The organism is Pantoea sp. SJZ147 (assembly GCF_007828605.1).
GTDB classification, from domain to species: domain Bacteria; phylum Pseudomonadota; class Gammaproteobacteria; order Enterobacterales; family Enterobacteriaceae; genus Pantoea; species Pantoea allii.
This window is the reverse complement of record NZ_VIVB01000007.1, coordinates 26,579-45,655: the sequence shown is the minus strand read 5'-3', so window position 1 is coordinate 45,655 and position 19,077 is coordinate 26,579. Positions and strand designations below refer to the sequence as shown.

Sequence of the window (19,077 nt, the reverse complement as noted above, 5' to 3'; positions counted from 1 at the left end):
GGACGCGCAAGTATACCTCAGTTAAGGGGCGCGCCTCACCCTCATGATGAAACAATCACAGGAGTAAGAATGGCAAAGCGTATTCAGTTCAACGCACACGGCGGTCCCGAGGTTTTAAGCTGGGTCGATTTTGAGCTTGCCGATCCCACTGAGCATGAAATCCAGGTAGAAAATCGTGCGATTGGCATCAACTATATTGATACCTACATTCGCAGCGGGCTTTATCCAGCCAGTCATTTCCCGTCAGGCCTGGGCACCGAGGCGGCTGGCGTGGTGACGCGTGTCGGTTCGGCTGTGACACGGTTTAAGCCCGGCGATCGCGTTGTGTATTGCCAGGCGGCACTGGGTGCTTACAGTGAACAGCATAATGTGGCGGAAGAGCGCCTGATGCTGTTACCGGATGCCATTAGCTTTGAGCAGGCGGCCGCCAGTTTCCTGAAAGGGCTGACTACTCAGTATCTGCTACGTCAGACCTACAAGGTGAAACCAGATGAAATCTTCCTGTTTCATGCGGCTGCCGGTGGCGTCGGGTTGATTGCCTGTCAGTGGGCGAAAGCGCTGGGTGCGCACCTGATTGGCACCGTCGGCTCCCCCGAAAAAGCGACGCTGGCAAAAAATGCCGGCGCCTGGGCCACGATTAATTATCAGCAAGACGATATTGCTCAGCGCGTCATGGAACTGACCGGGGGCGAAAAGGTTGGCGTGGTCTATGACTCGGTAGGTAAAGCCACCTGGGAAGCCTCGCTGGACTGTCTGCGTCGTCAGGGGCTGATGGTGAGTTTTGGTAATGCTTCGGGGCCGGTGACCAATATCGATCTCAGTATTTTGAACAAGAAAGGATCGCTGTTCGTTACCCGACCTTCCCTGTTCGGATACATCACCAATCGTCAGGAACTGGAAACGGCCAGTGCCGAGCTGTTTTCGTTGCTGGCCAGTGGCGCGATTAAGGTCGATGTGCCTGAGCAGCAAAAATTTGCCCTTAAAGAGGCCAGTAAAGCGCATCAGGCTCTGGAGAGCCGGGCCACGCATGGCTCCAGCCTGTTAATTCCCTGAAATAAAAAGGGCTTCCCGCAGGAAGCCCTTTTTTTATTTTTCATTCGCACTGATGTAGGGTCAGAAGCGATGAATATGTTATGAAACAACGCGACTTATCCTGACAGAAAACATAAGTAAAAAGTATGGCCACCGGCCATTATCTTACCGGCAATGTCACACCCTGTGATCCCGGACACATTTAGTACCAGCCGTCTTTTTCCAGCCGGCTAAAGCGGCGTTTAAGCCTGTTGCGTCGGCGCGTCTCTTCGTCTGTAAAAAAGCGGCGATAAAGCCATACCGCTGCCACCGCCAGGATTAACCAGGGCAGAACCTTCACAATCAGTGCCAGCATGCCACCTACAAACATCACCACCGTGGCGACGATCAGGGCAGCAATCACGCCTAACAGGGACACGCCGGTCAGTAACAGCATCAGGAAAAAACCCAACACAAAAAGAATATCCATTTTGGAGCTCCTCGTTATCAATACACTGACTATTACAAGAAACGTGCCAAAGGTTAACTTTTTGATTTTAATAGAAATAGCAGAAAAAACGAAACCCACAATTGATGAAATTAACCAACTATTGGTGTTAAAAAAACCAGCCGGATGGCTGGTTTTGCAGGATTATGCTTCCTGAGGAATTTTGTCGGCGACCAGGGCTAGCGCCGCCTCCAGTACACGGACATCGGCACCGGGTTTGTGGGCGTTTTCACTAAGGTGACGTCGCCACTGACGTGCGCCAGGAATCCCCTGGAACAGGCCCAACATATGGCGCGTAACATGGCCAAGGTAAGTTCCTTTGGTGAGTTCCGCTTCAATATAAGGATACATAGCCCGCACCACCGCGACCGGATCGACCGCAGGACGATCGCGGCCAAATAACTCACGATCCACCTGCCCCAGGATACCGGGGTTTTGATAGGCTTCACGGCCCATCATCACGCCGTCCAGATGCTGAAGGTGCATTTTTGCCTCTTCCAGCGTTTTTACGCCACCGTTGATCGCAATCGTCAACTGCGGAAAATCGCGCTTTAACTGGTAAACCCGCGGATAATCCAGCGGCGGGATCTCACGGTTCTCTTTGGGGCTGAGGCCAGAAAGCCAGGCTTTACGGGCATGGATAATAAAGGTGTCACAGCCACCGCGCTCTGCCACGGTGCCGATAAAGTCGGTAAGGAAAGCATAGCTGTCCTGATCGTCAATGCCGATACGGGTTTTAACCGTTACCGGGATATCCACCACATCGCGCATCGCGTTGATACCCTCTGCCACCAGGCCTGCTTCCGCCATCAGGCAGGCACCAAAGCGACCATTCTGTACCCGATCTGATGGGCAACCCACATTGAGGTTCACTTCATCGTAGCCGCGCTGTTCCGCCAGCGCCGCACACTGTGCCAGGGCGGCGGGATCGCTTCCGCCCAGTTGCAACGCGACCAGATGCTCCTGTTCGCTGTATGCCAGATAATCGCCTTTGCCGTGAATGATTGCGCCCGTCGTTACCATTTCGGTATACAGCAGCGTGTCCGCAGTGAGCTGACGATGAAAGTAGCGACAGTGACGATCGGTCCAGTCGAGCATGGGGGCAACAGAAAAGCGTTGGGATGAAAAAGTATCGGTCATGAAGCGCAGTCGATCCGGTAGTTAACAGTGATGATATTCTGCGCAAGGATAGCATAAGGGCGGACGACAAGGTATCGCCCGCCCGTTAATGGCAAGGGATTAGAAATTAAATCCAAGCTGTGCCATTGCACCCCAGGTATTGTTTTGGCCCACTGAGCCAGCCAGATCCAGATGCACAGAGTTGTTGAACGGTGACACACCGAAACCGGCTGTGGCCACGTTTTCATCAGTAGAACGCATGTCCGCGCGGTAACCGGCACGTAACTGCAACCACTCCAGCACGCGGTATTCCGCACCTACGCCAGCGTACTGGCTGTTTTCCTGCGATTTAAAGCGGTGGGTTTCGGTCAGATCAACATCACCGGTCAGGGTAACGGGGCCTTTATCCCATGCTAAGCCCGCCGTCACTAATGGACGGATTTCGTAAGTATCGCGATAGCCGTTCACTTCTTTCGTTTGCAGATCGCGGGAAACCAGGTTTTGTCCGGTCACGCCCAGCGTCCAGTTTTCGGCGAAGACCGTCGCCACACCGGCATCGATGTTAAAACCGCTTTCGGTGCTGCGGTAACGACCGTCGCGCAAATCGTTTTTGTCGTAGTTATAGACGCTGGCGGAGTAATTATACAGCCAGGTTTTTTGCAGTTTTGGCGTAATACCGATTGAGACAGGTTGTCCGGCAATCGTGAACTCATGGGCAACGGAAATACCGTAATCCGTATTCAACGCCGCCAGGCCATTCGCGCTGGAGCCCAGCAGGTTTTGAACGTTCGCCAGGCCAAAGGCACCGCCAGGAATACCTGCAAAGGTGCCATCAGCAACGCCCTGCAGAATAACGATGTCACCTTCTTTCACATTCGCGCGAACGTGCGCCGTACCGTAAGCCTTGGTGATAAAGGCAAAAGGCAGTGTTTCATTGGGAATGGTTACGGCTATTGCCGCACCCGCTGTGGCATTGGCTTTATTACCGCGTAAATCCCTGAGCGTATTCGCTAAGTCGCCGGAGGCAGCCTGGATTTGCGGGATACGGCGTAACAGCTCAAATCCTGTGGCGTTGCCGAACAGATCCTGATAGCGATTTACCGTATCCGTGATGGTATCGATCTTATCGACCATCTTGTCTTTGTCCGTGATTTGCACACCGGCACTGGGAATAATAATGCTGACGTTATCGTCAGGCCTGGCTTTGGTCATTAACGCCGGGTTAGCCAACACAGCCGAACCGTAGTTTGAGGACGCCACGCCCGTTCCGCCCATGGCGTCGTTGCGGGCATCATACCAGGTTCCGGCGGCCAGCGCGGAAGATGAAAAAACCAGGGCATTGAATACTGCAGGAAAAACCAGAACGGAACGTGGAACGGTTAATTTTGCCATTTGCTTATCATCACCTGAAATATTGCCGTTAATACATTAACGACTGAATAGTTTGTTAGCTCCATTGTGGAGGATTGCTAACGCTTTATTGCTGTGAATTCAGAGTAAATAGTGGCGCAATTCCGTGGATTGATTATTTTTCGATCCGATATGTGAGGTTCCCGCCGAAAATGCTTCAGGCAAATCCAGTCTGGGCCAGCACTTTATTAAGAACATTTAAACATTAGTTCTTAACTCAGTGAGATGTAAAGTAAAAGTAAAAAATATCTATAAACATTCTGAAACAGACTGGTACGAAGCCAGCTGTCATCAAAGGATAAGCGAACGTAAGGGAAGAAACAGAAGCGTGTAAGCGGGCGCTGTCTGGCTGGCGGCAAGGTTCAACGTCATAACAATTATTGTGATAAGATAACATCACCTGTCTAGCGGAGAAACGCCATGTCAACCATGACGCCAGAGCAAATTATGACCCAGGCTGAGAAGCTGTGTTTACAGCGCGGTGTACGCCTGACGACCCAGCGAGCAGAAGTGCTACGGTTGATGGCCGGACAGCCAGGCTCTATCAGTGCTTATGACCTGCTTGATCAGTTGCGGGTTAGCGAGCCGCAGGCTAAGCCGCCTACCGTTTATCGTGCGCTGGATTTCTTGCTCGAACAGGGTTTTATTCATCGGGTTGAATCGAATAACAGCTATGTCATGTGTCATCACTTCGAAGCGCCTGCGCATACGTCGGTTATGCTGGTTTGCGATCGCTGTGCTGGGGTGACAGAGAAGCAGGCTCAAGGCGCAGAGCAGATCATCGCGTCTTTGGCTCAGGAGGCACACTTTGTGCTACGCCATAGCGTGATTGAAGCTCATGGTTTATGTGAGAACTGTGCTGAAGTTGAGGCTTGTGAACATCATGAACATTGTGATCACGACCATCAGACTGAAGGGAAAAAGCGCGGTAAACGGGGTTAACAGGGTTGGGGTTACAGGGTTGGGGTTACAGGGTTAATGTGCACATCCTTGTGCGGTGGCCGGCATGAGCGTACCGACCCGGGTAGGAGCGTCCCTGAAAGCGTGATTACCAGCGGTAATCTTTGTTGGAACCCTCCCAAGCCGTTACTTCTTTCTCCGCTTCTTCTTTCGCGTAGCCGTAACGTTCCTGAATTTTCCCGACCAGCTGATCGCGTTTACCTTCAATGACTTGCATATCATCGTCGGTCAGCTTGCCCCATTTCTCTTTCATCTTTCCTTTGAACTGTTTCCAGTTACCACTCGCTTCGTCTTTATTCATTGCAGACCTCCACGTCATCCTTCGGTTTCGTTTTATTTTGCAGTTAAACAAAATCACGATATAAAGCGCTACTTAACAGCGCCATTCAAAGTTAATTGTAGTAGGCAATTTCAGGTTTGCCGGAAAAAATGAAAATAATATGTATCCTGCGTCATAATTCCGGTTCAGCGATCAGGCAGTGAACCAGGTGCCATTGCGCCAGTGTTTACGCCAGACCAGCCACAAGGATAAGCCACGCAGGGCAAGGAAGACCGCTATCGCCAGCCACAAACCATGGTTGCCGAGCAGGGGCACCGTAGAGAGCGTCAGGAAATAGCCTAAGGCAGCCACCGCCATGCTGTTACGCATTTCTCTTCCCTTTGTCGCACCAATAAACATGCCATCCAGCAGATAGCACCAGACGCCGATTAGCGGCATGACAATCTGCCAGATCAGAAAGCTGTCGGCGGCCTGTTGCAGCGCACGGATAGAGGTGAGGAATGCCACTATCTGATAGCCAAACAGGGCATAGACGAGTGAGAAAAACAGCGCCACCACCAGCGCCTGACGACAGGCAGATAGCCATACCTGCTGCAGCCGGGTGCCGTTTTTTGCCCCGTGCGCTTCACCGGCAAAGGCTTCTACGGCGTAGGCAAGCCCATCCAGCGCGTAGGCGGTGAACGTAATGAACATTAACAGGATGGCATTGACCGCGACGACGTCAGGGCCAATGCGGGCGCCGAGCACGGTAAGAGAGGCAAAGCAGAGCTGCAACAGCAAGGTGCGCAGTAAAATATCGCGATTAAGGCGAAGAAGGCGGTGGATATCGCCGCGCCAGCTGTGAGTGAGCATCTCCAAGGTGATACCCCGCAGCTTTAGTACGCGCCACACCATCACCGCACCGACCAGTAACGTTGCGTATTCTGCCAGCGCAGTGGCGCTAGCGGCACCCGCCACGCCCCAGTGCAAACCCAGCACGAGCCAGAGATCCAACAGGATATTAATGACGTTACCTACCACCAACAAGATGACCGGTGCCCTGGCATACTGAACGCCCAGCAGCCAGCCCAGGATGACTAAATTAGCCAGCGTTGCGGGCGCACTGAGCCAGCGAATATGGATAAACAGGGCTGCCTGTTCCAATACCGCGGGGTCCCCACCAATAAAGCGGGTGGCTAACGTCGTAACGGGATAGCGAAGGAAGATAAATAAGAGGCCCGCGACCAGCGCGATGAGCAGTGGCTGAGTCAGCGCTCGCGCCAGAGCGGTCTTATCACCCGCACCCAATGCCTGAGCTGTTAAGCCAGTGGTACTCATACGCAGAAAAAGCAGCAACATGAAGATGAAGCTGGTGATGGTCGTACCGACAGCCACACCACCCAGATAAACCGGGCTGTCAAGATGGCCGATCACGGCCGTGTCGACCAGACCGAGCAGAGGAACCGTGATATTTGACAGGATCATGGGCAGCGCTAACCGCCACAGGTTTTTATCGGTAGCTGTCAGAAAGCGCATTCTTGAATCCGTGCGATAAACCGCCGGGGCCAGAGATAAACCCACAGCGGCAAAGTAAGGGCAGACTGGAGAACGTTAAGATTGACGCGTGCCAATAACCTTAACGGGTTTTACAACCACTCACCGTTACGGACAATGCCGACAGCCAGACCTTCAACGGTGAGCGACTGAGCACGCGTGTCAACAATGATAGGCTCGAAATCGTTGTTTTCAGGTAAGAGATGCACCACAGAACCCTGTTTCTTCCAGCGTTTTACCGTGACTTCATCATCAATACGCGCAACCACAACCTGACCATTACGCACTTCCTGCGTTTTGTGAACCGCCAGCAAATCACCATCCATAATGCCGATATCTTTCATCGACATTCCGCTCACGCGCAACAGGAAATCCGCTGCAGGCTTGAACATGTCAGGATCTACTTTGTAATGCGTTTCAATGTGTTCCTGGGCCAGTAATGGCTCACCGGCGGCGACGCGACCAATCAACGGCAGGCCGTCTGATGGCTCTTCTTCCATTAACAAACGGATACCGCGGGACGCACCAGAGACGATTTCAATCACGCCTTTACGCGCCAGTGCTTTCAGGTGTTCTTCGGCTGCATTTGGCGAACGAAAACCAAGCTGTGCGGCGATTTCTGCACGCGTTGGCGGCATGCCTGTTTGATTAATGTGGTCGCGAATCAAGTCGTAGACCTGTTGCTGCCTGCTGGTTAATGCTTTCATCCCGCCCCCTGGTTGTTTATACAGTCGCTGTGAGTATATACAGGTATTGGTGAAATGGAAACCAAAACTCAGGCCAAAATCAGTTATTTGACGCGAGATGGAACGCTTATCGCAAATGCGACCAAAGCAGCGTTCCCCAGACAAAAAGGGCCAGTAATATTGCGATGAAAACGGCGGCGGAGCCCATGTCTTTTGCACGTCCAGCAAGAGGATGCCGCTCCTGACCGGTGCGGTCTACCACCGCTTCTATGGCACTGTTCAGGACTTCAACAATAATCACCAGTACGACAGAGCCAATCATCAGGATGCGCGAAACGCTATCGACATCCAGCCAGCAGGCCAGGATAATCGCTACCAGTGCGGTAACCGCTTCCTGACGGAAAGCAGCTTCATGCTGCCAGGCAGCACGAAGACCTTGCCATGAATAGCCCGCAGCTTTCACAATTCGGTTAAGGCCGGTGACATTATTTGTCATAATAAAGGAACTCTTTTCAAAGGATTGACGTCAATATTGGGCAGCGCACAATTGTCGCTGTCACAGATTTTTGCTGCGCTTTCTGATAAGCTTGCGCCGCTTTGCTAACAAGAGGCTTCATGTTGTCTATGTCAGGTTGGCGTATACTTTTTTATAAATTACTGAATTTACCCCTGTCGTTTTTGGTAAAGAGTAAGGCCATTCCGGCCGATCCCGTATCCGAACATGGGCTGGACCCAACCCGGCCTATTATGTATGTCCTGCCTTATGATTCAAAGGCCGATCTCCTGACTTTGCGCGCGCAGTGCATCAGGCACGAGCTGCCCGATCCGCTTTCGCCGCTGGAGATTGACGGGGCCTTGCTGCCGCGTCATGTCTTTATCCACGATGGCCCACGCGTGTTTCCCTATTTCGTGCCCAGCGTCGAGTCGGTAAAAATCTTCCACGAGTATCTCGATCTGCACCGCAGTAACCCTGAGCTTGATATCCAGATGTTACCGGTTTCCGTCATGTTCGGCCGCGCACCCGGCCGGGAAGTGCAGGGAGAAGATAATCCGCCTCATTTACGTTTGTTAAATGGGGTACAAAAATTCTTTGCTGTGCTCTGGCATGGTCGCGACAGTTTTGTGCGCTTCTCGCCAACCGTTTCCCTGCGTCGTATGGCGACTGAACACGGTACGGATAAATCAATTGCGCAAAAGCTGGCCCGGGTCGCTCGTATCCACTTTGCCCGTCAGCGTCTGGCGGCGGTCGGTCCGCGCCTGCCTGCGCGTCAGGATTTGTTCAATCGCCTGCTGCAATCGAAAGCGATAGAAAAAGCGGTAGAAGACGAAGCCCGCAGCAAGAAGGTTTCGCATGAAAAGGCCCAGCAAAACGCCGTTGAAATGATGGAGGAGATTGCCGCCAACTTCTCCTACGAAGCAATTCGCGTCACGGATCGCGTGATGGGTTGGCTCTGGAGTCGACTTTATCAGGGCATCAACGTCAACGGCGGTGAGCGCGTTCGTCAGCTGGCTCAGGACGGTCATGAAATTGTTTATGTGCCCTGCCACCGCAGCCATATGGATTACCTGTTGCTGTCTTACGTACTGTATCACCAGGGGCTGGTTCCGCCGCACATCGCCGCCGGTATTAACCTGAACTTCTGGCCTGCCGGGCCGATTTTCCGCCGTCTGGGTGCTTTCTTTATTCGCCGGACCTTTAAAGGCAACAAGCTCTATGCCACCGTCTTCCGTGAATACCTGGGTGAACTCTTTACCCGTGGCTATTCCGTGGAGTACTTCGTGGAAGGGGGCCGTTCACGTACCGGCCGGCTGTTAGATCCGAAAACCGGCACGCTGTCCATGACGCTGCAGGCCATGCTACGCGGCGGCACGCGCCCTATCACGTTAGTGCCTATATACATCGGTTACGAACATGTCATGGAAGTGGGCACCTATGCGAAAGAGCTTCGCGGTGCCACGAAAGAGAAAGAAGGCTTCATGCAGATGGTGCGCGGCTTACGTAAGCTGCGCAATCTCGGTCAGGGTTACGTGAACTTTGGCGAGCCGCTACCGCTGATAAATTATTTGAATAAGCACGTTCCTGAATGGCGCGATGCTATCGATCCTATTGAAGCACAGCGTCCCGGCTGGTTGACCCCGGCGGCGAACGATATCGCGGCCACCATCATGGTGCGTATTAACGAAGCTGGCGCGGCGAATGCCATGAACCTGTGCGTTACCGCTCTGCTTGCTTCGCGTCAGCGCTCTTTGACCCGCGAGCAGTTGATTGAGCAACTGGAGTGCTATACCCAGTTGCTGCGCAACGTGCCCTACTCGCCGGATGCCACCTTGCCCGACATGTCTGCCGAAGCCCTGCTGGATCATGCGCTCAGCATGAACAAATTCGAGAGTGAAAAAGACAGTATTGGTGACATTATTATTCTGCCGCGCGAGCAGGCGGTACTGATGACCTACTACCGTAATAACATTCATCATATGCTGGTCATGCCGTCGCTGATTGCGGCGATTGTGCAGCAGCACCGCAACCTGAGCGAAGCCGAACTGCTGCGTCAGGTCAGCCTGATCTATCCCATGCTGAAGAGCGAGCTGTTCCTGCGCTGGAGCCATGATCAACTGCCGCAGTTACTGACTAACTTATGTCAGGAACTGACGCGTCAGGGGCTGATTACCGTTGAGGCAGGTCTGTTGTCGTTTAACACCGCGCGTTACCGTACGCTTCAACTGCTGGCCGCCGGTGTGCGTGAGACGCTGCAGCGTTACGCCATCACCTTCTCGATTCTTAGCGCCAAGCCCACCATTAACCGGGGCACGCTGGAAAAAGAGAGCCGTACCCTGGCGCAGCGCCTGAGCGTGTTGCACGGGATCAATGCGCCGGAGTTCTTTGATAAAGCGGTGTTCTCCTCACTGGTGCTCACGCTGCGTGATGAAGGTTATATCAGCGACAGCGGTGATGCCGACGTGGCGCAGACGCTGGCGACCTGGCACATCCTGGCTGACCTGGTCACCAGCGATGTACGCATGACCATCGAAAGCGCCGTGGCGCACGATTAGCGGATCAGTGAAGACGAAAAAGGCGACCTTGCAGGTCGCCTTTTTTATTCGCGTTTTAACATCATCCTCAAACCTGCATTGACGCATCCTTCCGTCTGCAGGCTGGCAGGCGTGGCTCGCCGCAGCTGTTACAGCAGTTGTAAGAACGGCGGCGTATTCATCAGCACGCCCAGAAACAGAACCAGTCCCACATAGTTGTTATTCAGGAAGGCGCGGAAACAGGCCTGACGATCGCGCTGCGCAATCAGCTTTTGCTGATAAACAAATAACCCACCAGCCAGTAATAGCGTCCAGTAAAACGCGCCGTTCAGATCCAGCATCGTCCCCACCAGCGCCATCAACACCAACGTAGACAACTGCAGCAAACCAATAATCAATTTGTCGTAGCGACCAAACAGTATCGCCGTGGACTTAACGCCTATCTTCAGGTCATCCTCGCGATCAACCATGGCATATTGCGTATCGTAGGCCACCGTCCAGCAAATGTTTGCCAGGAATACCAGCCAACAGACCAGAGGTAAGGACTCACTAACTGCCGCCCACGCCATGGGGATCGCCCAGCCAAAGGCTGCGCCTAACACCACCTGAGGCAGATGCGTATATCGCTTCATAAACGGATAGACCCAGGCCAGCGCCAGGCCCACGACCGAGAGCATAATGGTCATCAGGTTCATGCTCAGTACCAGGGCAAACGCAATCAGCCCCAACACCACAAACAGCATTTTGGCTTCTTTCGCCGTCACGGCACCGCTTGCCAGCGGCCGGTGCCTGGTGCGCTCAACGTGCCCGTCTACCTTACGGTCGGCATAATCATTGATCACACAGCCCGCAGCGCGCATCACAAAGACACCGGCGACAAACACCGCCAGTGTCGGCAGCGGTGGGACAGTCATCTTTGCCAGCCAGAGCGCCCACAGCGTTGGCCACAACAGCAGTAAAGCGCCGATCGGTTTATCGATTCGCATCAGGCGGCTGTAAGCCTGCCATTTCGTCATTTTTTGTGTGTTTTGCACAGGTCAAACCCTTAACCTTGATCACGATAGACCGGCGATGCCGGTAAAAACAGTTCCGTTAACAGTAGCGGCTTACCCGACAGCCGCAGCCGGGACCGGCGTCCCCAGAGCGTTTCAACGCTGCCAGGCTCAATAAAGTCGCGGGTAAGTGTTGAAGAGGAGAACAGGTAACGTCCCAGAGGTCGCGTACCGAGTTGCTGTAACATGGTTTCCGGGCCGTTGAGGGTACTTTCAGGCACCAGCGTGCGTCCCGCCAGCCACGGCTGCTCATCTCCGTAGAGAATCACTTCACGCAGCCAGAAACGCTGGTCTGCAGGTAATAACGCGCCGTCGTCGCCTAATTCGTCAGCATCGATAAAGCCTTCGCGTACAGGTTCCACCCTGACCTTCTGGCAATGCTGTTCGAAACGTCGCGTCATGGAGTCCTCCTCCATCAGCCAGTCACGAAGCGGTTGCGTAAATGCGGCATCGTCCAGCGCCAGCCAGGTGAGTGAACGTAATAAACGGAGCGGGTCTTGCGTCATGGCACTTTCCCCCAAAAATTTTCAGAGAGGTAGTTTAGCGCAGAGCGATACGAGGAACACCGTCCTGAATGCTGACGGCTTCGTTACTCGCGTTTAAGCCGGTTACTGTTTGCCAGCCACAGGGTGATAACCAGCACCAGGATGGCCGCGGAATAACATAACGTATCAATGGGATTTTTATGGTCGACGATAATCAGCCTGATGATGGCGGTAATCCCGATGTACACAAAGTAGCGTAAAGGGAAATGGTAGCCCGACTGGAAGTACTTCACGATGAGTGCAATAAATTCGAAGTAGAGAAAATAAATCACAATGCCGTCAATCAGCAGGTAGGACGACGCCTGCTCACCGGTGCTAAACAGGACATTGGCTAAGTGGACTGTCTCTTTGCCCAAAAACACCATCAAAATCACCGCCAGGATCAGCAGTCCCGCGTTCAGTACCCACTGCATCAGGCGCGCAATCTTCTGTGCTACCGGGTTTTTGTCACTCATCTCACGCCTCAAAAATTAAATGGGGTTTTATTGGCGCTATCATGCGTGAGTGTGACCTAAATCACAATATAGCCGTCAGGCTTACCGCACCCGCAGCCTTTCCGCCTCCCAATGTGACATGAGCAAGGCTTATCAATGAACGCCATAACCCCAGAAAGATCAAGATCATAAAGCAAGAACAGCGCGGGTGAGGATGGATGTTTTCACGCACATCGCGTGCCAACTGCGGCCGTTGCTACGCCTGACGCCGGTTATCCCCTTATGACTGCCTGGTTGATTCCACCTGTTGGTAAAGCCTGTCATCCCTTTTTCACATGTGAGGGCTACATTGACTCGGTTTTGGCGACCGAATGATCCAGACCCGGTTTTAGCCCGACACCGTTCAGCTCTACGCATTCACTGCCTTATGTAGCGGTATTGCCTGTATCGACTGGCAGCTAATCAGACGAAGCGCCAGCGCATAAGACGCGATGCGGCCGGGAAAAGGCATTTAACCCACTCCGTTTTCGCAGAAAAGTTTGTGTGTACTTACAATCAAAAAAGCTATTGATAAACCAGAGTATTTCACGATGAGCGAAACAATAACGCTGCATCAGACAACCCAATAGTGCCCTGTTAAGAGTACCGACGCGCACAACCTAAGCCACAGTAAGGAGAACAGCATGAAAACGATTCTGGTGATTCTGGACGGCCTGAGTCATCACGTGGCACAACACGCTATGGGCTACCTGCATGCAGAATGTGCCCATGGCAAAGGCCATTACTACAGCCTGACCTGTGCGCTGCCTTCGTTGTCACGTCCGCTGTATGAGTGCATTCTGACCGGCGTCGCACCGGTGGAAAGCGGGATTATTCATAACGATGTCAACCGCATGAGCCACGAACGCAGTGTGTTTCACTATGCGCGTGACGCCGGGCTGACCACCGCCGCCGCCGCTTACCACTGGATAAGCGAACTGTATAACCGCACGCCCTTCGTACCGGCCCGCGATCGTCACACGGACGCCCCGACGCTGCCTGTTCAGTTTGGGCACTTTTACTCCGACGACGGCTATCCCGATTCCCATCTGTTTGAAGATGCCGAAAGCCTGCGGTTACGTTACAACCCGGACTTCCTGCTGATTCATCCGATGAATATCGATCATGCCGGTCATCAGCATGGCCTGTCTTCTGCCGCGTACCGCAACAGGGCGCGCATGGCAGATGGTTATCTGTCACAGTGGATGCCAGGCTGGCTGGCGGAAGGCTATCAGGTCATGGTTACCGCCGACCACGGCATGAACGATGACCGTTCGCATGGTGGCATGTTGCCAGAAGAAACGACCGTTCCCCTGTTTGTATTTGGTGAAGGTTTCTCGCGAAAGGCCGGGCTGGCCCCGCAACAAACCGAACTCTGCGGCACCCTGTGTTCGCTGCTCGGCGTCACACATGATAAGCCGGTCCATCGCGCCTTGCTGGCGGGTTCAGCGTCCTGACGTTAACGCGCTGAAGACCAGGCAGAGAACGTACAGATTTCCACATTCCCGCCGCGCGGGATCATCATGAGCCGCAGCGGCACCTCACCCTGGACTGACGGCGGCCGTCTTCCCCTTCAGCACTGTCAAAACGGGCGGCCTCGTCTTGTCTGTAGCCAGTCTTTCCACCGTAGATATTCGTTCAGTCCTGTTTCAGGCGTGCACAATCAGGAAGGTGAGCGACGTGCGCCGGGTTGGATTTGTCCATGCAGATCAGTAGAGTAGTCTACATTTAAAGATATCGACATTGCGCAGGTTGCTTAAAACACTGAAAAAAATTGCGCAGCGTCCGGTAGCCACGTTCTCAGATTGCGCTTTCCATCAGGCTGGCAATCTGCACCGCCTGATGGTTGAGGAGCGACTATACGTGTTAACCCTGCTTAACTTACTCTCTGCCGTTGCGCTTCTGGTATGGGGCACACATATTACCCGCTCCGGGATTATGCGCGTGTATGGTGCCGATTTGCGCCGGGTACTCAGCCGCAGCGTGGAAAAGAAACCCATGGCGTTTCTTGCCGGCGTTGGCGTCACCATGCTGGTGCAAAGCAGCAATGCCACCACGTTGCTGGTGACGTCGTTCGTTGCTCAAAACCTGGTGAGCCTGACGCCTGCGCTGGTGGTGATATTGGGTGCAGATGTCGGCACGGCCATTATGGCGCGCATCCTGACGTTTGATCTCTCCTGGCTTTCACCGCTATTTATCTTTTTCGGCGTGGTCTTTTTCATCAGCCGCAAGCAAACCCGGGCCGGACAGCTCGGCCGCACCAGCATTGGTCTGGGACTCATCCTGCTGGCACTGCAACTGATTGTCGAAGCCGCCAAACCTATCACTCAGGCATCCGGCGTACAGGTACTGTTCTCCAGCTTAACCGGTGACGTGATGCTGGACGCCCTGCTCGGGGCCGTCTTTGCCATTATCAGCTACTCAAGCCTGGCGGCGGTGCTGATTACGGCCACGCTCACCGCAACCGGCGTAATCGCCTTTAAGGTAGCGCTGTGTCTGGTGATTGGCGCTAACCTTGGCAGCGGTCTACTGGCCGTCATCAATGGCAGTGGTTCCAACGCAGCCGGTAAACGCGTGGCGATGGGCAGCCTGCTGTTCAAGTTGATTGGCTGCGTGATTATTCTGCCCTTTGTCGATCCGCTGGCAGTGTGGCTGGATAAGCTGCCGGTAAATGACGAAGAGCTGGTGATCTTCTTTCATGTCTTCTACAACCTGATTCGCTGTGTGGTGATGGTGCCGTTTGCCGACGCCATGGCGCGCCTGTGTTGCCGACTGATCGCTGACGATGCCGAAAGCGAGACGACGCTGAAGCCCAGGCATCTCGACAGCAGCGCGCTGGATACGCCAGCACTGGCGCTGGTCAATGCTGCGCGTGAGGTGTTGCGCATGGGGGATGTGCTGGAGCAGATGCTGGATACGTTTCTGCAAGTGGTGCGTGGAGAAGCCCGGGCGGAACGCAGGGTACGGCGGCTGGATGATGACGTGGATGTGCTGTATACCGCCATCAAGCTTTATCTGGCGCGCATGCCCAAAGAGGATTTATCCGAGCAGGATTCCCGCCGCTGGGGGGAAATCATTGAAATGTCGCTGAACCTGGAACAGGCAGGCGATATCATCGAGCGCATGAGCGGCGATGTGGCCGACAAATCCCTTGCCGCGCGACGCACCTTTTCGCCCGAGGGGCTGAAAGAGCTGGAAGCATTACATGAACAGCTGATTGATAGCCTGCGGCTGAGCCTGTCGGTTTTTCTCTCCCACGACGTCACCAGCGCGAAGCGGCTGCGCCGCGCCAAGCACCGTTTCCGCCTGAAAATACGCCGCAATTCCCACTCCCATGTTAACCGCCTGCATCAGCAGAACGTGCAGAGCATTGAAACCAGTTCGCTGCATCTGGGGTTGCTGGGTGATATGAAGCGGCTGAACTCGCTGTTTAGCGCGGTGGCCTACACGGTACTGGAGCAGCCTGATGATGAGCGGGACGACGATTAACATGCGGGGGCCGTTTGGCCCCCGCGAGGTCAGTTTCGCCCGCACTGCGTTACTTTTTTTTCTCGACCGGTTTGCCCGACCAGTAACCCGCAAGCAGCGAACCGGACAGGTTATGCCAGACGGAGAACAGGGCACCCGGCAGCGCAGCCAGTGGGGAAAAGTAGAGTTTGCCCAGCGTTGCAGCCAGTCCGGAGTTTTGCATGCCGACTTCCAGCGCCAGCGTGCGGCAGGTGGACTCATCGAAGCCAAACAGTTTCCCGCCCCAGTAACCTCCCAGCAGACCAATGGCATTGTGCAAGATGACCGCAGCAATCACCATCGCCCCGACTGATCCAATAAAGCTCTGGCTGCCCGCCACCACGGCGCTGATGATCAACAGAATACAGATCATGGAAAAGGCCGGAAGATAAGGCTCGATCCGGCGTACCACGCTGTTCATGGTGTGATGGATGATCAAGCCTAACCCGATAGGGATCACGACGATCTTCACGATGCTCATTAACATCCCCGCGACATCAACCTGAATGTGCGTATCCACATAAAGGCGCGTCAGTAACGGCGTGGCAAACACGCCTACCAGCGCCGACACGGAAGAGATCGTGACGGAAAGCGCCACATCGCCCTTAGCCAGATAAATCATCACGTTAGAGGCGGTGCCGCTGGCAACGCTGCCAACCAGAATCATGCCTGCAGAGAGATCGGGCGGCATATGAAACAGCTTAGCCAGTGCCCAGGCCGCCAGTGGCATCACCAGATAGTGTAAAAAGGTCCCGGCGATTACCGGCGCCGGGCGCGTCAGTACGCGTTTAAAATCGTCAATATTCAGCGTCACGCCCATGCCAAACATAATCAGCATCAGCAGATACACCACCCACGGACCGATGCCAAGAAAGGTCGTAGGTGAGTAGTAGGCAGCCGCAGATAACAGGACGGCCCACAGAGGAAACAAGCGAGTTAAGGTGGCGAGCATGAACAGACATCCTTATAAGCAAGTGAGGGATTACTGTGAAAGAACGCGTTGCCGTTCAGCAGCTGGTCATTAAAAAGCCGGACAATGTCCGGCTTCAAACTTATCCTGGCGATGCGCTTATTCAAACAGATTGTGATGCAACGTACGCACCACGCTTTCAGCATCATTGCCCGGCACCAGGAAGCAGAGGTTATAGCTGCTGGCACCGTAACAGATCATCCGCAGGTTGAAAGGTTCGAGCACGCCGAAGACCTCTTTCCCAACCCCGCAGGCTTTTGACAGCTCGTTGCCGATAATCGCCACCAGCGCCAGGTTTTCTTCCACCTCGACGCGACACAGTGACGACAGTTCCGTCAGCAGCGCCTGGCTCAGCAGATTGTCGCCCGTTGAGGTTGAACCGGTGGTATCCAGCGTTAACGCAACGCTAACTTCAGACGTGGTGATGAGATCCACTGACACGTTGTGACGCACCAGAATATTGAACACTTCAGACAGGAAGCCTGGCGTGTGTAACATATTCAGGCTGTGCAGCGTCACCAGGGTTTGCTTGCGACGCAGGGCCAGCGCACGGAACAGCGGGGGATTGGCTGTCTCATTGCAGACGCGCGTGCCGCCCGCTGCCGGATCTTTGCTGGAGCCGACAAACACCGGGATGTCGCTACGAACGGCAGGCAGCAGAGTTGCAGGATGCAGCACTTTGGCCCCAAAGGTGGCCATTTCTGCCGCTTCCTCAAAGGTAATTTCATCAATACGTTTAGCCGCAGGCACCACGCGCGGGTCAGTGGTATAGATGCCCGGTACGTCAGTCCAGATATCCACGCGCGACGCTTTTAACGCTTCACCCAGCAGGGCCGCCGTGTAATCACTGCCGCCGCGACCGAGCGTAGTGGTGCGCCCTTTTTCTTCGCTGCCGATAAAGCCCTGGGTCACCACCAATGACGCCGCAATACGCGGCTGCAACTGCGCGCTGACCTGTTCCGCCAGAACGGCCACATCCGGCTCAGCACGGCCAAAACGGTCATTCGTGCGCATCACATTGCGAACATCGAACCATTCAGCATTCACCTGGCGTTCACGCAGGATCTCGACGAACAGTAAGGTCGACATCAGTTCGCCATGGCTGACCAGTTCGTCGGTTAAGGCGTTAGAGGTGGCCAGCGCGGCCGCGTCTGACAGCATGCCGATGTTGTCGATCATTCGGTCGATTTCGTCGCGAATAACGTCAGGATGTTGCAGGCGATCGATGATGGCATATTGAATGCGGCGGATGTCATCAAGTTGAGCCGCACGCTGCGATGTCTCCTGACCTTCTGCAAGGGAGACCAGCAGATTCGTGATGCCGGCAGAGGCAGAGAGCACCACCAGCCGGGTATTGCTGTCCTGCAATACCACATCGGCGCTACGGTTCATGGCATCGAAATCGGCAACGCTGGTACCGCCAAATTTCGCTACATTCAGATTCAGAGACATTGTATGACCTCGTGTCAGGGTACGTTGCCCTCACCCGTTGACGGATGAGAAACAGTAATTCAGCCTAAGCACAAGGAAAGAGCAGAAACGGGCAGACAAGATCGAATAGACGAGTCACCCAGAAGCGCTCCACCTTGCAAAACGTCCGACTGTGGACGTTTCTGGTGACAACCCAGAGGATTCAGCCCCTGTAGCCGACAGGCAACACACCGTGTGTTGACCACCTCGGCGTCGCTCCCCCTGATGTGTTATCTCCGGATACGGTTCCTCCAACACACTGCCTGGGCGACGCGCCTCTTCTGGCTTGCGCACAGGTGCGCAAGTAGCGCGCATAGATTTATCGATTTCTGCCCCTGCTGTCAATCACAGTCGTGGGACAATTTTTCATGCAGAGCGCACCGGATAACAAATTTCGCCTTATCGCAGCGACTACAGTGCTTAATGGCTTCAGCAAGGCCACCACTTTCTGATGCGGCACAAAGTATGCGGGCCGCCAATGCGCCATACTTTTCAGCCTTTCTCCCATGGGATCAGACTGAAA

The 19,077-nt window shown here is 54.2% G+C and carries 17 protein-coding genes and 1 riboswitch; of the genes, 5 read left to right on the top strand and 12 right to left on the bottom strand.

The features are described 5' to 3' along the window. Nucleotides 1-69: 69 nt before the first annotated feature. Complete coding sequence (locus FBY13_RS11545; protein WP_063877989.1) at nucleotides 70-1,053, top strand: quinone oxidoreductase; 984 nt, start codon at nucleotides 70-72, stop codon at nucleotides 1,051-1,053. A gap of 181 nt (nucleotides 1,054-1,234) precedes the next feature. Here the strand turns inward: FBY13_RS11545 and pspG are convergent, their stop codons facing one another. From pspG to traF, 3 genes are all read right to left on the bottom strand, one after another. Then, the gene (gene pspG, locus FBY13_RS11540) at nucleotides 1,235-1,501 is read right to left on the bottom strand and encodes an envelope stress response protein PspG (RefSeq protein WP_063877988.1); all 267 of its coding nucleotides are present in this window, start codon (nucleotides 1,499-1,501) and stop codon (nucleotides 1,235-1,237) included. Between the two features lie 162 nt (nucleotides 1,502-1,663). Further along, the gene (dusA, locus tag FBY13_RS11535; protein WP_145394210.1) at nucleotides 1,664-2,659 is read right to left on the bottom strand and encodes a tRNA dihydrouridine(20/20a) synthase DusA; all 996 of its coding nucleotides are present in this window, start codon (nucleotides 2,657-2,659) and stop codon (nucleotides 1,664-1,666) included. A gap of 99 nt (nucleotides 2,660-2,758) precedes the next feature. Further along, entirely contained in the window at nucleotides 2,759-4,030 is a 1,272-nt protein-coding gene (gene traF / locus FBY13_RS11530) for a conjugal transfer protein TraF (protein WP_063877986.1), read from the bottom strand. 438 nt (nucleotides 4,031-4,468) lie between these two features. On the opposite strand from traF, the gene zur reads away from it, so the two are divergent. Continuing rightward, entirely contained in the window at nucleotides 4,469-4,990 is a 522-nt protein-coding gene (zur, locus tag FBY13_RS11525; RefSeq protein WP_063877985.1) for a zinc uptake transcriptional repressor Zur, read from the top strand. Nucleotides 4,991-5,096: 106 nt separating this feature from the next. Here the strand turns inward: zur and FBY13_RS11520 are convergent, their stop codons facing one another. The 4 genes from FBY13_RS11520 to FBY13_RS11505 form a co-directional block, all read right to left on the bottom strand. Then, nucleotides 5,097-5,309, bottom strand: a complete 213-nt coding sequence (locus FBY13_RS11520; RefSeq protein WP_014606944.1) for a CsbD family protein — start codon at nucleotides 5,307-5,309, stop codon at nucleotides 5,097-5,099. Nucleotides 5,310-5,480: 171 nt separating this feature from the next. Further along, complete coding sequence (gene dinF / locus FBY13_RS11515) at nucleotides 5,481-6,803, bottom strand: MATE family efflux transporter DinF (protein ID WP_145394209.1); 1,323 nt, start codon at nucleotides 6,801-6,803, stop codon at nucleotides 5,481-5,483. A 110-nt stretch (nucleotides 6,804-6,913) separates the two neighbouring features. Continuing rightward, nucleotides 6,914-7,528 (bottom strand): transcriptional repressor LexA, encoded by a 615-nt coding sequence (lexA, locus tag FBY13_RS11510; RefSeq protein WP_063877983.1) that lies wholly within the window; start codon nucleotides 7,526-7,528, stop codon nucleotides 6,914-6,916. Nucleotides 7,529-7,634: 106 nt separating this feature from the next. Next, a complete protein-coding gene (locus tag FBY13_RS11505; protein ID WP_063877982.1) occupies nucleotides 7,635-8,003 on the bottom strand; it encodes a diacylglycerol kinase in 369 nt (122 codons plus the stop codon). 128 nt (nucleotides 8,004-8,131) lie between these two features. Between FBY13_RS11505 and plsB the strand changes: the two genes are divergently transcribed. Continuing rightward, nucleotides 8,132-10,558, top strand: coding sequence for a glycerol-3-phosphate 1-O-acyltransferase PlsB (gene plsB, locus FBY13_RS11500; RefSeq protein ID WP_096010471.1), 2,427 nt, complete (start codon nucleotides 8,132-8,134; stop codon nucleotides 10,556-10,558). Nucleotides 10,559-10,686: 128 nt separating this feature from the next. Here plsB and ubiA read toward each other — a convergent pair whose 3' ends face one another. From ubiA to psiE, 3 genes are all read right to left on the bottom strand, one after another. Continuing rightward, nucleotides 10,687-11,571, bottom strand: coding sequence for a 4-hydroxybenzoate octaprenyltransferase (gene ubiA / locus FBY13_RS11495; RefSeq protein ID WP_145394208.1), 885 nt, complete (start codon nucleotides 11,569-11,571; stop codon nucleotides 10,687-10,689). Nucleotides 11,572-11,582: 11 nt separating this feature from the next. Continuing rightward, nucleotides 11,583-12,095, bottom strand: a complete 513-nt coding sequence (ubiC, locus tag FBY13_RS11490) for a chorismate lyase (RefSeq protein ID WP_145394207.1) — start codon at nucleotides 12,093-12,095, stop codon at nucleotides 11,583-11,585. Between the two features lie 83 nt (nucleotides 12,096-12,178). Next, nucleotides 12,179-12,589, bottom strand: a complete 411-nt coding sequence (psiE, locus tag FBY13_RS11485) for a phosphate-starvation-inducible protein PsiE (protein ID WP_063877978.1) — start codon at nucleotides 12,587-12,589, stop codon at nucleotides 12,179-12,181. 662 nt (nucleotides 12,590-13,251) lie between these two features. On the opposite strand from psiE, the gene FBY13_RS11480 reads away from it, so the two are divergent. Together FBY13_RS11480 and FBY13_RS11475 are read left to right on the top strand one after the other, a co-directional pair. After that, a complete protein-coding gene (locus FBY13_RS11480; protein ID WP_145394206.1) occupies nucleotides 13,252-14,064 on the top strand; it encodes an alkaline phosphatase family protein in 813 nt (270 codons plus the stop codon). A 406-nt stretch (nucleotides 14,065-14,470) separates the two neighbouring features. Further along, entirely contained in the window at nucleotides 14,471-16,096 is a 1,626-nt protein-coding gene (locus FBY13_RS11475; RefSeq protein WP_063877976.1) for a Na/Pi cotransporter family protein, read from the top strand. A 49-nt stretch (nucleotides 16,097-16,145) separates the two neighbouring features. Here the strand turns inward: FBY13_RS11475 and panS are convergent, their stop codons facing one another. Then, nucleotides 16,146-17,066, bottom strand: a complete 921-nt coding sequence (gene panS / locus FBY13_RS11470; protein WP_096010474.1) for a ketopantoate/pantoate/pantothenate transporter PanS — start codon at nucleotides 17,064-17,066, stop codon at nucleotides 16,146-16,148. 117 nt (nucleotides 17,067-17,183) lie between these two features. After that, nucleotides 17,184-18,536: a lysine-sensitive aspartokinase 3 gene (lysC, locus tag FBY13_RS11465; RefSeq protein ID WP_145394205.1), complete on the bottom strand. Its 1,353-nt coding sequence runs from the start codon at nucleotides 18,534-18,536 to the stop codon at nucleotides 17,184-17,186. Between the two features lie 114 nt (nucleotides 18,537-18,650). Then, a riboswitch (Lysine riboswitch) is annotated at nucleotides 18,651-18,843 on the bottom strand. Nucleotides 18,844-19,077 lie beyond the last annotated feature (234 nt).

Excerpts from the sequence above, each read along its gene's own strand:
- FBY13_RS11520 (WP_014606944.1), bottom strand. The coding sequence starts at position 5,309 with ATGAATAAAGACGAAGCGAGTGGTAACTGGAAACAGTTCAAAGGAAAG.
- lysC (WP_145394205.1), bottom strand. The coding sequence starts at position 18,536 with ATGTCTCTGAATCTGAATGTAGCGAAATTTGGCGGTACCAGCGTTGCC.
- FBY13_RS11480 (WP_145394206.1), top strand. The coding sequence starts at position 13,252 with ATGAAAACGATTCTGGTGATTCTGGACGGCCTGAGTCATCACGTGGCA.
- zur (WP_063877985.1), top strand. The coding sequence starts at position 4,469 with ATGTCAACCATGACGCCAGAGCAAATTATGACCCAGGCTGAGAAGCTG.
- plsB (WP_096010471.1), top strand. The coding sequence starts at position 8,132 with ATGTCAGGTTGGCGTATACTTTTTTATAAATTACTGAATTTACCCCTG.
- dinF (WP_145394209.1), bottom strand. The coding sequence starts at position 6,803 with ATGCGCTTTCTGACAGCTACCGATAAAAACCTGTGGCGGTTAGCGCTG.
- lexA (WP_063877983.1), bottom strand. The coding sequence starts at position 7,528 with ATGAAAGCATTAACCAGCAGGCAGCAACAGGTCTACGACTTGATTCGC.
- panS (WP_096010474.1), bottom strand. The coding sequence starts at position 17,066 with ATGCTCGCCACCTTAACTCGCTTGTTTCCTCTGTGGGCCGTCCTGTTA.
- FBY13_RS11545 (WP_063877989.1), top strand. The coding sequence starts at position 70 with ATGGCAAAGCGTATTCAGTTCAACGCACACGGCGGTCCCGAGGTTTTA.
- traF (WP_063877986.1), bottom strand. The coding sequence starts at position 4,030 with ATGGCAAAATTAACCGTTCCACGTTCCGTTCTGGTTTTTCCTGCAGTA.
- FBY13_RS11505 (WP_063877982.1), bottom strand. The coding sequence starts at position 8,003 with ATGACAAATAATGTCACCGGCCTTAACCGAATTGTGAAAGCTGCGGGC.
- ubiC (WP_145394207.1), bottom strand. The coding sequence starts at position 12,095 with ATGACGCAAGACCCGCTCCGTTTATTACGTTCACTCACCTGGCTGGCG.
- dusA (WP_145394210.1), bottom strand. The coding sequence starts at position 2,659 with ATGACCGATACTTTTTCATCCCAACGCTTTTCTGTTGCCCCCATGCTC.
- psiE (WP_063877978.1), bottom strand. The coding sequence starts at position 12,589 with ATGAGTGACAAAAACCCGGTAGCACAGAAGATTGCGCGCCTGATGCAG.
- pspG (WP_063877988.1), bottom strand. The coding sequence starts at position 1,501 with ATGGATATTCTTTTTGTGTTGGGTTTTTTCCTGATGCTGTTACTGACC.